Genomic DNA, 18,235 nt, shown 5'->3' with positions numbered 1-18,235 from the left:
GAGGCAGATCATGAAGACTATCCGAAAAGTAGGTGCTGCATTCGCAGCAACACTGCTATCAATCGTGGCGTTTATGCCATCAGCCAGTGCTATCCAGGTGGGTGGCTACAAGAAATGTAACTTCAACCAGGCTCATGTTGGCGTATATGCGCAACAGCAGACGTATGAATTGATGACGATTGCGGTGCGTGGGGAGACGCTTTATTCTCGGAGCGATAGATTGAGGGCCAGCGTCGTTTCGCGTTATTTCGATGGGAACTGGAGGGCCTCGGCGGAAGAACTACTTCGTGCGCCTACCCATGCTACCTGTACCCCGATTGACTGGTAGATGGTTCTGAATCCTGTAGTGGGTGGCGGGGGAGGTCCCCTCGCCACCCACTCGATTTAGCGGGGGAGGGAAGCTCAATGAAGAGATTTTTTCTTTGTTTAGTGGTTGCTGTGGTGATCCCGATTAGCGGCTGCACAGGTGAAGGCTCCGGAGGAGCCGAAAATGCTCAAACATCGGCTTCCTCCGAATGGGATCCGAAGTCTTGGAAGTCTGATATAGAGATTTCTCCTAAGTTTACAAGTGAGGAAGATAAGCTAGCTTTCCGGAAACGCTGGCTGGAGCGTAATACTCGGACGATGGGTGTGGTGGATCCACCTGATATTGCTTTAGTTGAGTGGATGGATTCTCCGCATGCGGCCGATGAAAAGCAGGCGGAATGTTTGCGGAGTAAAGGGTTTTCCGCTGAGGTTGCTCCGCAAGGGGGAATCATGTATGACCCTCCGATCCCTGAATCGCAGCAGGAGGCTTTCGGTATGGCTCTCTATGAGTGCCATTCGATGTACTTCCTTAACCCAGAGTTTCTTGCGAATTTGACAGAGGATCAGTTGCGGATGCAGTGGGATTACTGGGATGAATACTATATCCCCTGCCTTGCGGCACATGGCTTCACAGTTGATACTTCCGAGCGTCCGGGGCGGGAAGCTTACGCGACGACGTTTTACTCTGATGCTGAGCATCGGTGGTGGCCGGATAATAAGGGTGAGCTTTCTTTCCGAATCACGCCGGAAGTTATGAAGGTGTGCCCGGAAACGCCGCCAATTACAGAGTTTTATGGGATTGACTGATCTGCTGGCGATAGGGGTGTTGCATGAAGCATAGAGTTCTACCGGTTTTTAGTTCGTTACTCATAGTGGTGGGCGGTTGCGCCGCGGGTGGTTCCGATCCTGGAAGTGCCGGTGCAACCAGTCACGGCACCGCTGCGGCTTCAGCATCCGAATGGGATCCGAATACCTGGAAAGCGAAGATTAAAATCTCGCCGCGCTATCACACGGAGGAAGAGAAACTCGCATTCCGCGCGCAGTGGCTGAAACGTGATGCGGAGTTTTTGGAAATTGAGGATCCGCCGGATGTTCCGCTCGTGGAGTGGCAAGAATCATTGGAACAGTCGAATATCAAAATGGCTGAGTGTTTGACCGGCAAGGGTTTTGGATCCCATGTCAATCCCAAAGGTGGGGTCGCTTCCAATGGGAGTATTCCAGAATCGCAAGAGGCGGCATATAACTTGGCTAGTTACGAATGCTATGCGATGTATTTCCTCAATCCAGAATTTCTTACCGACTGGTCGGAGGATCAATTGCGGGTGGTCTGGGACTACTGGGATGAATACTATATTCCATGCCTCGCCGCGCATGGTTATAAGGTTGATACCTCCAAACGTCCCGCTCGGGAAACTTATGTTGCTAAGTTCCATACCGATCCGGAGCACCGCTGGTGGCCTAATAATGGGGGATCTCTTGAATTCCAGATCCCCGTGGAAGTGTGGAAAGTTTGCCCCAGTGACCCTCCTGCCACAGAGCTCTATGGCATAAAATAACCCCATGATGTTTACCATTCACGTGTGATCGCGTGGCTACCACGAAAGGCGTGCTGCCATGAACAAGAAAATAATTCAGATCCTCGCAGGTGTGATAACACTCCTCCTCGTGGCGGCACTGGCATTCTGGGCGGGCCGCACCACCCTGAAACCCCCGGAGCGGATCACCCAAACGGGAGCGGAGACAATGACCGTCACCGTAACCGAGCAAAATATTGGCCGCACCCTCACACTCTCCACTACGGTAGAACGCGCGGCACAACCAGTTGCCGTGAACCAGCTCAACGGCACCATCACCTCCGTTGCCGCGGACGGAGAATTCCACGCTGGCGACACCCTCTACACCGTCGGAAATACCGAGGTAATCGCGGCAGAAGGTTCCACCCCCTTCTGGCGGCCCCTCGCCGAAGGAACCGAAGGTGAGGATGTCTCCCAATACCAGCGGCTCCTCGCCACCCTCGGTTATTCACAAACCGTGGCAGATGGGAAATTTGGCCCCGCCACCACCGCGGCAACGAAAGCGTGGCAAAAAGCGCGCGGGCAGGAACAGAGCGGCGTCGTCGGCCTGGGAGAACTTGTGGCAGTGCCGCAACTACCAGCTGCGCTCACCCTGGACCGCAGTATTGCATGGCCCGGTGCGGCCCTGAACGGAAGTGAAAATATTATTAACTCGGTGTCAGGAACGCCCAGTTTTTATATGGAAATCACGCGCGAACAGCAAGCCATGATTCAGCCGGGAATGGGTATTCGCGTCAAGCTGGGTGAACAGCCCCTCATCGGTATTACCGGTGAGCCGGAGGAAACAGAAGGGGGCCAGGTCAAGGTCCCTGTTACCGCGGAAGATGGCGGGCTGCTGTGCGGCACTCGGTGCGGGGAATTGCCGGCCAGCCAAAAAGCCTATCTACTTACCGATATTGAGATTGTGCCCGCGGTGACCGGGCCTACCGTGCCGGTCTCCGCGCTTTCTACGATGCCGGATGGGACCGTGAGCGTGAGGGTCGTGGGGGAGGCCGCGCCCCGCACCGTCACGGTTCAGACTGTGGCCGGCGGCCTGGCGGTAGTTGAGGGAGTGCGGGCTGGGGAAAGCGTGTATGCGTTGGCCGACGCGAAGAAGGCCGGCGCGCCCGGTGGGTCCGGCGCGCCTAGCGGCTCCGGAGCGCCCGGCGGTTCCGGCGCGGATACAGGTTCCCGCGAAGGCTCAGGAACCGGCCCCGGTGCAGATTCAGGCACGGGCACTAGCGAAGGCTCAGAAACCGGCCCCGGCGCAGATGCAGAAACCGAAGCCACCCCGAGTCCGGAAAGCACGAAGTAATGGACGCGCCCGGCATCGCCACCCGTGAGCTGCGCTTCCGCTACCGGAAAGGCGCCGAAGAACTCTTCGACGGCCTCACCCACGTTTTCGCCCCCGCCGCCATTACCGCGGTGACCGGGGCCTCGGGGCGCGGCAAATCCACCCTGCTCTACCTCCTCGGGCTCACCCTCACGCCCAGCTCCGGGCAGGTCCTTATCGACGGCGCCGCAGCCAGCGAGCTCACCGACCGGGAACGCTCGCGCCTGCGCGCCCGCCGCATCGGCTTCGTTTTTCAAGATTCCGAACTTGACCCCACCCGCCCCGTTCTCGATTCCGTGATGGAACCCGGGCTTTACGCGGGACATTCGCTGGCAGCCACCCGCACCCGCGCCCGCGAACTCCTGGCCGGCCTGGGCCTGGAACACCGCGCCGACCACCGGCCCGGGCAAATCTCCGGCGGGCAGGCCCAGCGGGTGGCGGTCTGCCGCGCCCTCGTCAATTCCCCCACCTTTATCCTGGCCGACGAACCAACCGGAAACCTCGACCCGGATAATGCCAACCTCGTGCTCGGCGCCCTGCGCGAAGCCGCGGAATCCGGATGCAGTGTCATTATTGCCACCCACGATCCCACGGTGGTCAATGCGGCAGATGAGGTGGTGCGGCTATGAAATTCGCTGTTCTGCTACGCGAAGGCGCGAAAAATGCGCGCGGGGCCCTGGTCACCACCATCCTGGTGGCCCTGGTGCTCGGAGTGATGTGCGCGGCGTCGCTCGTGACGGTGGGCCGCCAGGCCGCCACCGAAGCCGAGCTGCACCGCCAGCTCACCGGCCCGCAAGCCCGCCAGCTCACCCTCATCGATCAACAAAACGCTGGGCTGCTCCCCGAAGCATTCCTGGAAACCCTGCACGGCACCTCCGGGGTGGCCGGGGTAGTGGGATACCGGAGCACGGTGGACGTGGTCAATGGGCCGCTCGGCCCGGCCTCCCAGCTGTTCGCCCTGGTGGAAACCGGTGGCGACATCTCCAAAATAATTACATTAACAGCCGGGCGTTATCCCGGTCCGGGAGAAGCCATCGTGCCCGAAGCCATGCTGCCGCAGCTGCGCCTGGCCTTCCCCAGCGGGTACGTGGAATCGCGCGGCGGGCGGCAGTGGGCCGTGGTCGGCTCCTTCACCCCCAGCGGCGGATTCGAGGACCTCGATAATTACCTCCTGGCCGGGGGCGGCTCGGGCGCCTACGTGCGGGTGACCGCACTGGCCAACGACGCCGAAAATATTGCCGCGGTCACCGATGTTGCCCTCGCGGCCCTCGGGGATTTCGACCCCGCCAAACTCATTATCCGCAGCTCCGTCAGCCAGGCGAAACAGGGCGTGGCCGTGACCGGGCAGGTCGCGGGCATGGGCCGCGCGCTCCTCATCCTCATTCTCGGGGTGGGGGCGCTCTTTATCGCCGCGGTGGTGCTGGCCGACGTGCTTATCCGCCGCCGCGACCTGGGCCGGCGCCGCACCCTCGGTATCACCCGCGGCGGGCTGGTGGCCTTGGTAATCGCGCGCATTGCCTACCCGGCCGTGGGCGGCACCGCGCTGGGCATCGCCGCGGCCTGGGGTTATTGCCGGCTGAGCGGCAATCCGGTTGCCCTCGATTTCTCGGTGGCGGTGGGGGTGCTCGCGGTGCTCGTGGCGCTGCTCGCCTGCATTCCCCCGGCGATTTTCGCGGCCTACCGTGACCCGGTGGAGGTCATGCGCACGCCGTAGCCGCGCGCATTACACTGGCTGTCATGTACGTGGCGAGTCGTTTTGCGTTGGAACCGGAACGCGCGGTGGAACTAGCTGCCCAAATCGGGGTGGGAGAATTAATAACGGCCGGCCCGCGCGGCCTGGACGCCACCCTCCTTCCTTTTAATATTAAGTACGACGACGCCGGCACTCTCCACCTCCACAGCCATATGGCACGTATTAATCCCCAGGCGGGTGATAGCGGACCCTGCCTCATGGTGGTCACCGGCCCGAATACCTATATATCACCCTCCGATATGCCACCCGGCCCGGCAGATGCGCCGTTGGCCCGGGTTCCCACCTGGAATTACCTCACCGTGCACCTGCGCGGCGAGCTCACTATCCACGAGGACCCCGCCTGGCTCATCCCCACCCTGCGGGAATTAGTAGACGCCCACGAAATTGCCCACCACGGAGGTACCTGGCGCCCCGATACCCACGCGCGGCCTGACCAGCTGCGCCGCATGCTGCGCGCCATCGTGGGCGTGGATATTAAAGTCACGGAGATTATTGGCAAGGCCAAGCTATCCCAGAACTTATCCACGGAAGAGATTGCCGCCACCGCCGCCAGCTTGCGGCGTCGTCGTGAAAATAATGCCGCCACACAGATAGCCGAGCTGATGGAAAACCTGGCCATCCCCACCGCCGCGGCGCGCGAAGAAGCCGTGGAACGGGCGAAACACGGCCCCTGGGCCGCCCGCGCCGGCACGGAAACCGCAGAGAAGCGCACCGAAACCGAATAGCGGCGCGCGGAACGCGAAGAGAATTGCACCGAAACTTAATATGCCACCGGCGGCAAACGTGCCCTATCTCACGTACACTGTGAACATGGAATTTCTTGAGGAGAACGTCGACCCCCTGGATCTTTCTGCCATGCAGCTGGCGCGGCGCATGCGCACCGGCCGTGTGGACCCCGTCGTGCATACCGAGCGGGTGCTGGAACGGGCCCGCAGCCGCGGCGCCGCGGTGGGCGCATTCACGCATATCGCAGAAGAATTCTCGCTGCGGCAGGCCCACGCCGCCGCCGCGCAACTGAAAGAGGGCAGGGGAGGGCCGCTCACCGGGGTGCCTTTCCCCATCAAAGACCTCGACGACGTGGCCGGCCTGCCCACCGAATACGGCTCGCGGGCCATGCGCGGAAATGTCGCCACCACCACCGGCGGGGTCGCCCAGTCCATCCTGGACGCCGGCACCGTGACCATCGGAAAAACCACCACCCCGGAATTCGGTTTCGTCGGCTACACCGAACCGGCCGGCCTTACCCCGGCGCGCACCCCCTGGGACCTGGCCCGCAGCGCCGGCGGATCCTCCGGGGGAGCGGCCGCGGCGGTTGCGGCCGGCGTAGTCCCCATCGCGCACGGGAACGACGGCGGCGGCTCGGTCCGCATTCCCGCCGCGCACTGCGGGGTACTCGGCATCAAACCCAGCCGCGGGCTGGTCTCACCCGGACCCGGATCCTCCTTCTTCTCCGATAGCGGGCTGGCCACCGCCGGGGTGCTGGCTCGTACCGCCCGCGATTTGGCGGCCGGGCTCGATATTATTGCGCGGCGCCGGCCCGGGGATTGGAGCCCCTACCCGGGAGCGGGGGACTACCTGGCCACCCTGGATGCGGAATTCGGGTGCGGGCCGCAATCGCGCAGCCGGGCGCTGGCCTTGGCTGACCTGCGGGTGGGGGTGCTCACCGAACCGCTCAATGTTGATACCGAGATCCACCCCGCCTGCCTGGACGCGGTGGCGCGGGCCGCGGAAGATTTCCGTGCTATGGGTGCGCGGGTGGAGCAGATTGCGCGGCCCTTCGGGCCGGAAGCCTGGCAATCCTTTATGCCGATCTGGCAGGCGGGCGCGGCTGCCATTCCGCTCCCGCCCGAACGCGAGGAGCTCCTCACCCCGATGAGTCGGTGGCTGCGCGCTCGCGGGCGGGAGGCATCCGCGCCGCAGCTTATGGCCGGCTTGCAGGGAATGTACGCCATTGCCCGGCGCATGGGGGAGGCTTTCGCGGATTATGACGTGATTGTGAGTCCGGCGCTCGGTACTCCGCCGGCCGACCCGGCCTGGGTGTGCTGCCCGGATGATCCGGCTGAAGATTTCCGGCGCCAGTGCATTGTGAGCCCGTGGACCAGCTCCTGGAATATGTTTGGACCGGCCGCGGTCGCCATCCCGATCCACCGCGCGGAAGTCGATGGCACGGAGTTGCCCTTCGGGGTGCACGTGGGCGCCACCCGCTTCGGGGAAGAACAGCTGCTGCTTTCTATTGTTGCGGCCTTGGAAACTCTGGATCCCTGGCCGCTGATCCGGCAGCCGCGCCAGTAACGGGCGCGCCGAATTTTAAGCGCATAAATATCAATGGCCTAACGGAAGTGTTCACGTTGTGGACGCTCTGGACGGATGCGCACCATTCTTTGCGATGATAGCCCGCATCCGGTATTCCCACGCGTCACGCACTGCCGGTCTATCGCTCAAGGGTGAGAGGCTGAGCGGGAGGGGTGCATAACTTCTCCACTGGTTGGTAGATATGCGCGGCGGGGTGGGGAGGCTGCGCCGCGTGCGCCGTCGCCCTACCTCTCCCGATCCCTGGCCTCCGTGCAGGAATGACAACACCGGATTCCCCGACGGGATCCCTCCCGTCACGAAGTTAGGAGAAGGTGTGACAGGTTTTAACTGGCGCCGCCTGGGCGGATTATCCGTCACGGCTGCGCTCGCCTTAAGCGTACTCACTACTCCGGCGCTCGCTGCGGATCAGCCAGCGCCGTCGAATCCCGCCGGCGCTTTTGCCGGTCTCTTCTCTCCCGATAACCCCGAGCTGGCTGCCTTCCAGGATCTGCAGGGCTCCAATGAGCGGGTGCGGGTTATTGTGCTCCTCAAGGACCAGTCTCGCCTAGGCAGCGATACCGGTGAGGCGCAGAGCCTGGCCACGCAGGAAGACCTGGTGGCACAGTGGTCGGAGAAGTACGGTCTGCAGCTTGAGCGCCAGTTCGGCTACCTCGTCAATGGTTTCGCCGCGACGATGCCGGCGGATAAGATGGCGGCTCTGGAAGCGGAAGCTGCGGTGGCCTCGGTCAAGCGTGAGCGCGTCTACCAGACAACAGACGTGGCCGCGACCGAGCGCGCTGCGGATATTTCCCGCGCCGTCGCCCAAAGCGCGCTCGCCCAGAACGCGGGTGCCACGCAGGCGCTCGCCCAGGGCGCCCTCGCAACGCAGCCGCAGGAAAATGTGCCCCTCGAAGATGCCTCGCGCGATATGCAGGGCGCGCCCGCGGCCCTGGCTGATGCCGGCGCGGATGGCACCGGCATGGTTATTGCGATTGTGGACACGGGTATCGACCCGACTCACCGTGATATGCGCATCGATAATTGCGATACCGCGAAGATTAAGAATATTAATACCGCTGCGAATCCCGCTTTCACGTGCAAGGTTCCCAACGGCTACAACTACGCCGATGATAATTTCGAGATCGTCGATACCACCTCGTCCATGCACGGCATGCACGTGGCGGGTATTGCCGCGGCAAACGGCCTGGATGAAGGCCAAACCTTCGCGACCACCGGCCGGGTGGAAGGCATGGCCCCCAATGCCCAGCTGCTGGCAATGAAGGTCTTCTCCAATGACCCGGCACGTGCCGGCGGCGCGGCTGACGGCGATATTATTGCCGCCATTGAAGATTCCGTGAAGCTGGGCGCCGACGTTATTAACCTCTCGCTGGGCTCCGATAACGGCTTCGGATACTCCAACGGCGCGGGCCTGGCCATTGAAGAAGCGCGCGCTAAGGGCGTGCTCCCGGTGATTTCCGCCGGTAACTCCGGGCTCAATTTCTCGCCGAGCGGCGGGGAAGACGATATGTTCGGTAAATGGGACGACGGCGTTATTGGCTCGCCCTCGGCTCACGATGCCACGCTTTCGGTTGCCTCGATTGATAATAATTTCGAAACCCGCTCGGTCGCCCGCGTGACCGTGGGGGACAAGTCTGAAGATATTTTCTACGAACTTGCCACCGGTAAGCCGGATAATGTGGCCCGCGAAGCGGTAGCCGCCGGCACCGGTAAGCCGGAAGAATTCCCGGAAAACACCGCCGGTAAATATGCTCTTATTGAGCGTGGCGGCATCACCTTCGGGGAAAAGTTCGGTAATGCGCAAAAAGCCGGTGCGGCCGGTGTGATTATTTACAACCACGAAGCCGGCGGGGATTCCATGATCTCCATGGGCGGTATTGACGAATACACCTTCCCCGGTGGCGTGATGTTCCGCTCCGATGCGCTGCGCCTCGTGGAGGCGATCAAGGCCGGAACAACGGTCACCATCGCCCTCACGGATGAAGCTCGGACCACGCCCTCGGCCACGGCCGGCGCGCCCTCCAACTTCACCTCCTGGGGCCCGACCTCCAACCTGGACTTCAAGCCGAATATTTCGGGTGTGGGCGGCAACGTCTACTCCACGCTGAATTCCAATACCTACGGCTCAATGTCCGGTACTTCCATGGCCGCCCCGAACGTGGCCGGCTCCATGGCCAGCGTGCTCCAGGTGCTCGGTGAGCGCTTCCCGGAGATGTCTCGGGCGGATCGCCTCAGCCTGGCGGAAACGCTGCTCATGAACACCGCGGAGATTCCGCGGCACGACGGCGTTCCTTACGCTCCGCGCCAGATCGGCGCCGGTTTGGTGCGCGTGGATCACGCCCTGGCTTCCCAGGTGCACGCCCGCGTGGACGGCGCCAATTCGGTGGCCCTGGGTCAGGTGAACGGGCCGGTGTCCTTCACCGTGACCCTCACCAACCACGGCGATAAGGAAGCCGCCTACGCGATTCCGCGCCAGGAAGTCGTGAATGAAACGAATAACGCGAACGACACCACCTCCACCTTCATTTCCAAGGAAACGCTGACGGCGGACCGCAAGGTCCTCACCGTGGCGCCCGGGGAAACCACGCAGGTCACCTTCACGCTCACCCCGAGCAAGGGTAACCACTTCGTGGAAGGCTGGGCGGTCCTCGAAGGCGTGCAGGAAACCCCGGATATTAAGGTGCCCTACCTGGGCTTCGCCGGGGACTGGAACGCCGAACCCATTTTCGTGGCTCCGGGCCAGACCTGGGGTGAGGGAAATACCTCCACCTCCCAGCTGACCACCACGATCTTCGGGATGACCCTGCCCATGAAGAACAATATCTTCGGGGAATTCTGGCTCTCGCCCAATAAGGACAATAACGTTGATGCGGTTGTCCCGAACCTGACGCAGCTGCGTAACGCGGAAGAAGCCCAGTTCGAAATCTACGATGCGGCCGGCAAGCTCGTGACGCGCGTGGGTGAGGAACAGGAACTTTCCCGCCAGATCGCCGGTACTGCCCTGGGCACGAAGAATATTGCGCAGGCCTACCGCACCCATGCTTTCGATGGCACGGTGTGGGATGCGGCCAGCGCGAGCTTCAAGGCGATTCCGGACGGGCGCTACACCTACCGCGTCAAGGCGCGCCTGGGTGATCGTTTCGACTGGCAGACCCTCGATATGCCCTTCGGTGTGGATACCGTTGCCCCCGAAGTTTCCGTGGGTGAACCCTTCGAGCGTGACGGCCAGAAGATCCTGCCCTTCACCGTGACTGAAACCGGATCGGGGATTTTCTCCTCGCCGATGGTGGAAACGGATAAGGGCACCCAGATCAAGCCGGTTACCAAGAATTCCGATTCTTCCTTCGAAGTGGTGCTCCCCGAAGGCGTTTCCTACGTGATCGTTACCGTGGCTGACCAGGGCATGAATAACACCATGGTCACCAAGGTGCTGGGCGCGAACGCCATCGAGATCCCGAGCCTGAACACCTACAACACCCAGGTCTTCACCCCGAATCACCGCCTCGTCAAGGACGGCAAGCTGACCGTCTTCGGCCTGGCCTCCGATGCGGTGGCCCGCGTGAGCGTGGCCGGCACCGATGCGGAGCTCGGTGGTGGATTCTTCGCCGCTCAGGTCCCGCTCACCGCGGGTACCCAGGAGATCCCCGTGGTTGCCTACGGTGATAACGGCCGCGAAATCACCCGCACGGTGCTCACCGTCACCTACGATACGGTGGCCCCGAGCGTGGCGATTACCTCCCTTAATGCCGGCGGTAAGCAGCCGGTGGCTGAGGATGGTTCGGTTACGATCACCGGTAATGTGCGCGATGAGCGCGCCGGCGCCACCCTCACCGTCAAGGTGAATGGCAAGGATGTCACGGTGGATGCCAGCGGCGGATTCACCACGACCTTCACCCCGGAAGCTGACGCCGTCAGCGCCACCGTGGTGGCCTCCGATGGTGGGAATACCACCACCGAAACGGTCACCTACGAAGGCCGGGAGGTCGTGGCGGAAGATACGTCGTCGTACCAAGCACCCACCTTCACGAATGTGCAGTGCTTCGGCACCACCTGCCTGCCGGATATGTCCACCGCGGAAACCACGGCGGACGGCAAGCTGGTGCTGCGCGGTAAGGCGCAGGGCGTGTCCGCCTTTGTGCTCCAGCCGCGCGTGACCGTGAACGAGGCCGGCGCCTACGTGGTTCCGGACCCGATTAACGTGAGCGTGCAGGCCGATGGCACCTTCGAAACCGCGGTGCCGGTGACCACCGGTATTAACGCCTTCCACATGAAGGTGACCGATACCGAAGGTAAGGTCCGCATGGATAGCATCCTGCGCGTGTTCTGGGATACCGGGTACCCCAAGGTGTCCTTCACGGAACCGACCCTGTACAACGGCGTGCTCTACGCGAATTCGGATGAGGTCACCTTCGCGGGTACCGCTTCCGATGACGCCTGGGGCTACGAACTCAAGATCAACGGTTCGGTGGTGCGCAGCATTATCGACCACACCGTGGGCGGCACCAAGACCAATACCCGCAGCTTCAACCAGGCATTCCCGGTTGCGGACGGCGATACGGTCCTTGTGCAATTCGGTGACAGCATGGGCAATACCCTGCTCAACACCATCCCCGTGGTGGTGGATAAGGAAGGCCCGGCGGTGAGCATCGACGGCACGGACGGCGCGGTTATTCGCGACGGCGCTGCCATTGCCACCAGCGTGACCGACCCCAACCTCAAGGCCGCGCGCGTTCTCCTCAACGGGAACGTGCTCAGCGAGCAGAGCACCGATGCGGGCCTGCTCGGCCAGACCGTTGAGGACAGCCTCGTGGACGTCAAGACCTACTTCGGTGGAGGAAACGATGCCGGTGCGAACGGTGCGGATGCCGCGAAGGCCGTCAAGACCGATGCGAACGGCGTGGCGGATAAGGACGACGCCGCACGCGTGGTTGCGGGCGTGAAGGATGCGGCTGGACTTATGGCTGAGGCCGATGCTCCGGTTGCCGACGACGCCGCAGCTGGCGATACCACCGGTGATGCCGCGACCGCTCTCAACTACACCGTGGAAACCGCGGAGCTGGCGGCCGGTACCTACACCCTCACGGTGGAAGGTACCGACCTGGCCGGTAACTCCACCGCGCAGTCCATCTCCTTCACGAAGGACAGCCTGCCCGTGATCGAGGGCCCGGACACCGTGGAACTCACGGCGCCCGCCGGCGCTCTTGACCGGCAGGCCCTGGCCGCCGAGGTACTCGCCAAGTACACGGTGAAGGACGACGGCGCAGCTGGGGCCGCGGGCGATACCGCTCTCACCCTGGCATCGGGCACAGTGCTCAACCCGGGCGAGAATACGGTGACCCTCATTGCCACCGATGCTGCCGGGGCTGCCGTGACCAAGACCGTTAAGGTTACGGTGACTCAGGAGAGCGCTCCGGCGCCGTCTCCCACTCCGGGTGAGCCGGGCACACCGGGTACTCCGGATCCGACGCCGGGCCAGCCGGAGCCGAACCCGACTCCTGCGCCGAACCCGACGCCGGGTACGCCTGGTACGCCGGGTACTCCGGCGCCCGAACCGGGCACGCCGAGCAAGCCGGGTGATACCGGGAACGTGTTCTACCTGTCCAACGATTGGGTCTCCACGGTTGCTCAGCAGGTCTTCTCCTACGGGCGAGCCGCAGACCAAGTGTTGATCGGTGACTGGGATGGAGACGGCAAGGAAACCTTGGCGGTGCGCCGCGGTAACCAGATCTTCATTCAGAACAGCCTCACCGGAGGCGTGGCTGATGAAGTGATTTCCTTCGGGCGCGCCGATGACACCATCGTGGTTGGTGACTGGGACGGAGACGGTAAGGATACCTTCGCGGTACGCCGCGGCAACCAGGTATTCGTCCTCAACTCGATCCGCTCGGGGGATGCCGACCAGGTATTCAGCTTCGGGCGCGAGGCCGACGTGCTGCTCGCCGGTGATTTCGACGGGGATGGCAAGGATACCTTCGCGGTGCAGCGTGGGAATGTGTTCTTCGTGAATAACACCCTCACGGGCGGCAAGGCTGAAACATCCTTCTCCTACGGCCGGGCCGGTGACCAGATCTTTGTTGGTGACTGGGATGGCGATGGTAAGGATACCTTCGCTGTTCGGCGTGGTAACCAGGTGTTTGTGGCGAACTCGCTCAAGAGCGGGAACGCTGATATCACCTTGCATTATGGCCGGGCTGGTGACCAGATGCTGGTTGGTGACTGGGACGGGGATGGTGTTGATACCCCCATCGTCCGCCGCTAACAACTAGCAGCACCTAGTGCAAGAGAAAGGGGAGGCCCCGGATTTTCCGGGAGCCTCCCCTTTTCATATGCTGCCTTTAGCGCGCCCGCTGCTCCCGCCGCACCTGCCGCTGGCAAAACTCCCGAATCTCCGCGAATCCGGCTTCGCGCACCGGCGCGCGGGAGAGCAGTACGTCATGCACGGCATGATCCAATTTCAGGATATGCACATCGCTGGCAATTTCCGCGGCCCGCGCCCACATCTGCTCAACGTCCAAAACCGTATCGGCCCCGCGCAGTTCCTCGCTCCACGCGGTGGCCACGATGCTGCGCGCAGCGGTGAGCATGAGCACCGGCAGCCGCAGCCGCACATTCCGCGCCACGTACCGCTGTGCCCGAATGACCGCGTGCAGCCAGCCGCCGCGAATCGGCGCGGGATCCGGGCGCATATCCCAGGCCGGCGTCCACCCGGTGGTCCAAAACGGATCGCTGGTGCCTTCCGGCGCCCCGGGCACCCGCGTCATTCCTTCCGGGCGCCACGCGTCGAGCACCATTCCGTAAAAGCCCGGGTCGTGTACGGGCAGCGGTTTTTTCGGTGCGGTACGCGCCGCCAGTTCCGCCACAGGTACGACGACGGCGCTCCCGGCCGCGCCCACCTGCAAATCCAACCACGGGGAATTAAGCACCAGGCCAGCCAGGTCTTTCCCGCGGCGTGACCCGGCGTAGAGGGTGGCGGTGAGGCCGCCGGTGGAATGCCCGTACAGGATGGTGGGGAGCTGGGCTGCGGCGGGGCCGAAGCGCGCGGGGAGGTCGGTTCGCATAGCGGCCAGGGCGGCATCAATATCGGCAAAATACACCCGCATGCTATCCGTGTAGCCGTAGCTTTGCCGCTGCGAATCCCAGGAGCGGCCATATTTACGCAGGTCAATTGCGTAGAAAGCCCCGCCGGCAGCTGTGACCGCTTCGGCAAGAGCCCACTGGTAGAACATGTCATTCCAGCCGTGAATGGCGAGGAAAGCAAAGCTCGGGGCAGGCGCGCTTGCGGGTGGCAGCGCGCGGATAAGGGTGGCGACGACGGCGCCTTCGTCGTCGTTGGGAAGAGCAAGGGTGAGGCGTTCGTAACCGGCGCCGAGGAGGTCGGGTTCCCACGCGAGCGCGGGGTGGTGGGGTGTGGCGGCTCGAGTCACGTTCATCCTTTCGGCTTTTCCTCGATTTTACCGCCCGCGTGGTGTTCTTCGGGTCTTTCGCAAGGCCAGGATCGCGGTCACCAGCGTGACCAGGAGGAATGGGGCTAGGGCAATAGCGGTTTCCGAGATTGTATTGACGCTGCGGTAGAACACCGGGAAATCGGTATAGCCGCGCAGCGTATCCATCCATTCCGGCCCCCACCGGAAAATCACGAAGCCTACGATTGCGAGGGCCATGCATCCGATTGCGCCGAGTGCTTTCTTTGCCGTGGATGTTTGTGGCATCGTTGCCCACAGCGCCGAGGCGAGCAGCGGAAGCAGGAGGAATCCTCCGAAGAAAACCAGGGCGATCAGATCGGACCGTGTTGAGGGATATTCATCGGCAACCTTGGGCCAGTAAAGCTGGGAGGCGTAGAGAATCGTCCCGATAACAATCGCGATGCCGATGAGGATAATAATCGCAAGAACACGGTTGGGTTTCATGATTCTTCGCAATCTCGAGGAAAGTGATGAGAACCCCGGTGTTCTCAGGGACAACCTATCATGCCCGATTACCCCGCGGCAGCGGTAGCACGTGCCTCCTTTAGCTCGGCGTTCGGTGGGAGAATCGGCTGGAGGACGAGGGTGCGGTCGGTGCGGGCGGCGATGCTTGGGTCGTGGGTGACGAGCAGCAGGGCGCAATCGCGTTCGCGCACGGTATCGAGGATGAGGCTGAGGACTTCATCGCGCAGCTCGGTATCCAGCGCTCCGGTCGGTTCATCAGCCACCAGCAGGCGCGGGTGATTAATGAGCGCCCGGGCCAGCGCTACCCGCTGGCGTTCTCCGCCGGAGAGGTTTTCAGCCATCGTTTGGGGGAGGACACCTAGGGTGCCGAGGAGCTCGCTGGCTTCGGTGGCGACGTCGCCATCATGACGGTTCCACAGTAGGCGCGGAAGCATCACGTTATCGAGGGCGGTGTATCCGGCCATGAGTTCGCCGTGCTGGAAAACGGTGCCAATGGTTGTGGAACGCAGGCGCGCGAGGCGGTTGAAGGGGAGGCGGTGGATATTGGTGTCGGTCACCTCGATGGTGCCGGAGATGGGTTTATGCATCCCCAGAATCGTGGTGAGGAGGGTTGTTTTCCCCACGCCGGAGCGGCCCATGACGGTGAGGGTGTCCCCGCCGTTGAGGGTGAACGTGATGGGGCTGAACAGCGGGTGGGTGTAGCCGCAGACGAGGTTGTCACAGTGCAGAATACTCATGGTGATCCTTTCCCGGGCGCCACGCGCGGGCCCGTGCGGTTAGCCGGCGATACACAAGAATGGATTGCGCGGCGATGAAACAGCCGTAGATCGCGGCGATGGTGAGGATGAACTCCCAGGGGATAAATCCGGTTCCGGGCAGTAAGAATTGCCGTGCCAGGAAGGTGCCGACCGCGAGGGCAGCGATCCCGGTCACGATATTGGTAGCGAGGGTGCGCCGGGCGAGGATGCGGGCAACCGTGCGGGTTTGCCCGGTGAGTGCCGTGATAGCGGCGGCATCGCGCGCCTGGGCTTCGGCTTCGCGGGAGAAATTCAGCCACACCACCAGCAGCCCGCAGACGAAAGCAAAGGTAGTAAAGAGACTGAGCCAGGTGGAATGCTGGCGGTAGATTTGTGCCAGTCCGCGGCTATCTTCACCTAGCGGTGCGGATAGCGCGGGGATCGGGCTGCCCAGGTCCAAGCTGTGGATTTGGCTGAGGAGCTTTTCTCCAGAATCTGGGCCATCTGATTCGATGAGGGTGACGAGCCCGCCGCGGTTTAGGTTTTCGGGGAGATCTTTCTTCGGTGCGCCATATAACGGGGCAAGGTAATCGGAGAGCACCAGCTCTAGATTTTCTGGAGCAACCTGCCCGGCTTCTAGCGGGACCACTCCGATTCCGTTGCCGGCGGCGATAATGGCGGCATCCGGACGGGCCGCGTGAATCTGAGCAGCGGCATTTTCGAGGCAGCCCGGAGTATTGGGGCGGCACACAAAAGAGGAATCAACTGCGCTGAGGTGCTCAGGCAGAGGCGGCATCTCCTTATCGGTATCCGCGACCGCGTTGAAGCAAGCGATTAGCAGGGTTCCGATAATGAGGAAACAGCCCGCGAGGGTGCCGGAGCGGGAAGCTACCTCGGGATGGCGCATAACCCAGCGGGTGGTGAGATCAGTAAGGCGATCCCGGCGGGATCTGGTGGCGAGGCTTGCCGCGGCACGGGTAAGCAGCGTGAAGGTTGCCGGCAGGCCGAGCAGGACCAGCATAATACCTATAGGAATGGCGGCAGAAGCGATTTCCAAGGGAATCCACCAGAGATACCATTGGAATCCTGCTGCCAAGAGAATCCCGATAGTGAAGAGAGCTAGGCCAAGCCGAGGATGCTTCCTTTTTTGCCGAGCTGGGCGCATCGAAAGTGTGAGGCGGGGCCAGGCGAAAAACAGCGCGAGCGCAGCGAGTGTGACTAGCAAGGCGAGGATGATCCAGCCTAGCTGGGGGAGAAATGCCTGTGGGTGGAAGTGGAATCCGGTGAAAGGCAGGCGAATAACACCGCTCATGAGAATGGTGACCGCGGCGCTGCCCGCTAGTCCACCGAGTAATACTGGCGGAATGACTCGGGTACTGGCGTGCCGAATGAGGTGACTGCGCCGCGCCCCCACGCATTGAAGAATGAATTGCTCCTGCGCAATGCTGCTCTGAAAATTCTTACGGCATGCCAAGACGTAGAGGAAAGTGGGTAGGACGATAACAATTAGCGCGAGCGGGAGAAGGTTTTTGGCCCAGTCCTCGTACATCACAATGCTGAAACGGAAACCGGGCGTATTGTTTGGATCTGTGGTGAATCCCAAGGAGAGTGATGCTTGAGATCCTGCCCGGGCAAGCTCGGGCAAAGCATCGGTGTTTGCGGGGCGACTGATAACCAGTAGTTCGCCCTCAAGGGTTGCAGAGTCGTCAATGATTGCTGTTATGGGGCCGAATTGGCTCTCAATAAGATCGCGGTAGGGGAGAGCAGAACGATTAACTGCCGTGTTCCCCGCTGCGGGCCAGGTATCAAGCCCCAAGGGTGGTGGAATCTCTGGCCCTAAGGGTTCCACGTAGAGGACGCTCAGAAGGTGAGAATCGATGAACGCATGATCAGGCCGATAGGCGAGAGACGCTTGTGACTTATCTTCGGTGTATAAAAGTCCACTCTTCTGCACAACCTTGTTCCGGTACGGGAGCTCAACACCTATGGAAGCCAGTGAAAAAACCGCGATGACGCTCAAGAAGCCCGCAATGAACAGGGCCGAGAAGGATCTCCGAGATTCGAGGGGCTTCATGAGCGGTTGGGGGTTGTTGTTTCCCGTTTCATGATGGAACCTCCGTCTCGGTTGTTACCACCCAATGAAGCGAGTTTGCCCGGTTGGGTAGCGTGCGCTCCGTTGCGCGGTGGGGAGAGCTGGAATCTTTCCCCATTTAGGATTCTACGGGCAGATGGGCTTCAAGGGAAATCTGTCCCAATATGCAAATAGCGAAATAGATTCTCAATTTGGGTTTTCGTTATATAAAATTATCGGTTAT

13 protein-coding genes are annotated in these 18,235 nt (G+C 62.0%); 9 read left to right on the top strand and 4 right to left on the bottom strand.

Going from position 1 to position 18,235, the window contains the following annotated elements:
- Positions 1-10 precede the first annotated feature (10 nt).
- The 9 genes from QP305_RS04905 (at position 11) to QP305_RS04865 (ending at position 13,514) form a co-directional block, all read left to right on the top strand.
- Positions 11-328, top strand: coding sequence for a hypothetical protein (locus QP305_RS04905; RefSeq protein ID WP_087069963.1), 318 nt, complete (start codon positions 11-13; stop codon positions 326-328).
- 77 nt (positions 329-405) lie between these two features.
- Complete coding sequence (locus QP305_RS04900; protein WP_284904290.1) at positions 406-1,113, top strand: hypothetical protein; 708 nt, start codon at positions 406-408, stop codon at positions 1,111-1,113.
- A gap of 23 nt (positions 1,114-1,136) precedes the next feature.
- A complete protein-coding gene (locus QP305_RS04895) occupies positions 1,137-1,862 on the top strand; it encodes a hypothetical protein (protein ID WP_284904289.1) in 726 nt (241 codons plus the stop codon).
- Positions 1,863-1,920: 58 nt separating this feature from the next.
- The gene (locus QP305_RS04890; RefSeq protein ID WP_284904287.1) at positions 1,921-3,174 is read left to right on the top strand and encodes a peptidoglycan-binding domain-containing protein; all 1,254 of its coding nucleotides are present in this window, start codon (positions 1,921-1,923) and stop codon (positions 3,172-3,174) included.
- Positions 3,174-3,821: an ABC transporter ATP-binding protein gene (locus tag QP305_RS04885; RefSeq protein ID WP_016441826.1), complete on the top strand. Its 648-nt coding sequence runs from the start codon at positions 3,174-3,176 to the stop codon at positions 3,819-3,821. Before QP305_RS04890 ends, QP305_RS04885 begins: the two co-directional genes overlap by 1 nt.
- Positions 3,818-4,906, top strand: a complete 1,089-nt coding sequence (locus QP305_RS04880) for an FtsX-like permease family protein (RefSeq protein ID WP_284904286.1) — start codon at positions 3,818-3,820, stop codon at positions 4,904-4,906. Before QP305_RS04885 ends, QP305_RS04880 begins: the two co-directional genes overlap by 4 nt.
- A gap of 23 nt (positions 4,907-4,929) precedes the next feature.
- Positions 4,930-5,670: an FMN-binding negative transcriptional regulator gene (locus QP305_RS04875; protein ID WP_284904284.1), complete on the top strand. Its 741-nt coding sequence runs from the start codon at positions 4,930-4,932 to the stop codon at positions 5,668-5,670.
- Positions 5,671-5,755: 85 nt separating this feature from the next.
- Positions 5,756-7,237: an amidase gene (locus QP305_RS04870; protein ID WP_284904282.1), complete on the top strand. Its 1,482-nt coding sequence runs from the start codon at positions 5,756-5,758 to the stop codon at positions 7,235-7,237.
- Positions 7,238-7,571: 334 nt separating this feature from the next.
- On the top strand, positions 7,572-13,514 hold the full coding sequence (locus tag QP305_RS04865) for a S8 family serine peptidase (protein ID WP_284904281.1): 5,943 nt from the start codon (positions 7,572-7,574) through the stop codon (positions 13,512-13,514).
- Between the two features lie 76 nt (positions 13,515-13,590).
- On the opposite strand, the gene QP305_RS04860 is transcribed toward QP305_RS04865, so the two are convergent.
- From QP305_RS04860 to QP305_RS04845, 4 genes are all read right to left on the bottom strand, one after another.
- Positions 13,591-14,685 carry a serine aminopeptidase domain-containing protein gene (locus QP305_RS04860; RefSeq protein WP_284904280.1) on the bottom strand — a complete coding sequence of 365 codons (1,095 nt, stop codon included), beginning with the start codon at positions 14,683-14,685 and terminating at the stop codon, positions 13,591-13,593.
- Positions 14,686-14,706: 21 nt separating this feature from the next.
- Positions 14,707-15,162 (bottom strand): hypothetical protein, encoded by a 456-nt coding sequence (locus QP305_RS04855; protein WP_284904279.1) that lies wholly within the window; start codon positions 15,160-15,162, stop codon positions 14,707-14,709.
- 68 nt (positions 15,163-15,230) lie between these two features.
- Positions 15,231-15,920, bottom strand: coding sequence for an ABC transporter ATP-binding protein (locus QP305_RS04850; RefSeq protein ID WP_284904277.1), 690 nt, complete (start codon positions 15,918-15,920; stop codon positions 15,231-15,233).
- Complete coding sequence (locus tag QP305_RS04845; RefSeq protein ID WP_284904276.1) at positions 15,901-17,016, bottom strand: hypothetical protein; 1,116 nt, start codon at positions 17,014-17,016, stop codon at positions 15,901-15,903. Before QP305_RS04845 ends, QP305_RS04850 begins: the two co-directional genes overlap by 20 nt.
- Positions 17,017-18,235: the final 1,219 nt, after the last annotated feature.

It is taken from the genome of Actinotignum timonense (assembly GCF_030216305.1).
GTDB lineage: Bacteria > Actinomycetota > Actinomycetes > Actinomycetales > Actinomycetaceae > Actinotignum > Actinotignum timonense_A.
The sequence above is the reverse complement of the archived record's forward strand: the minus strand, read 5'-3'. Positions and strand labels throughout refer to the sequence as shown.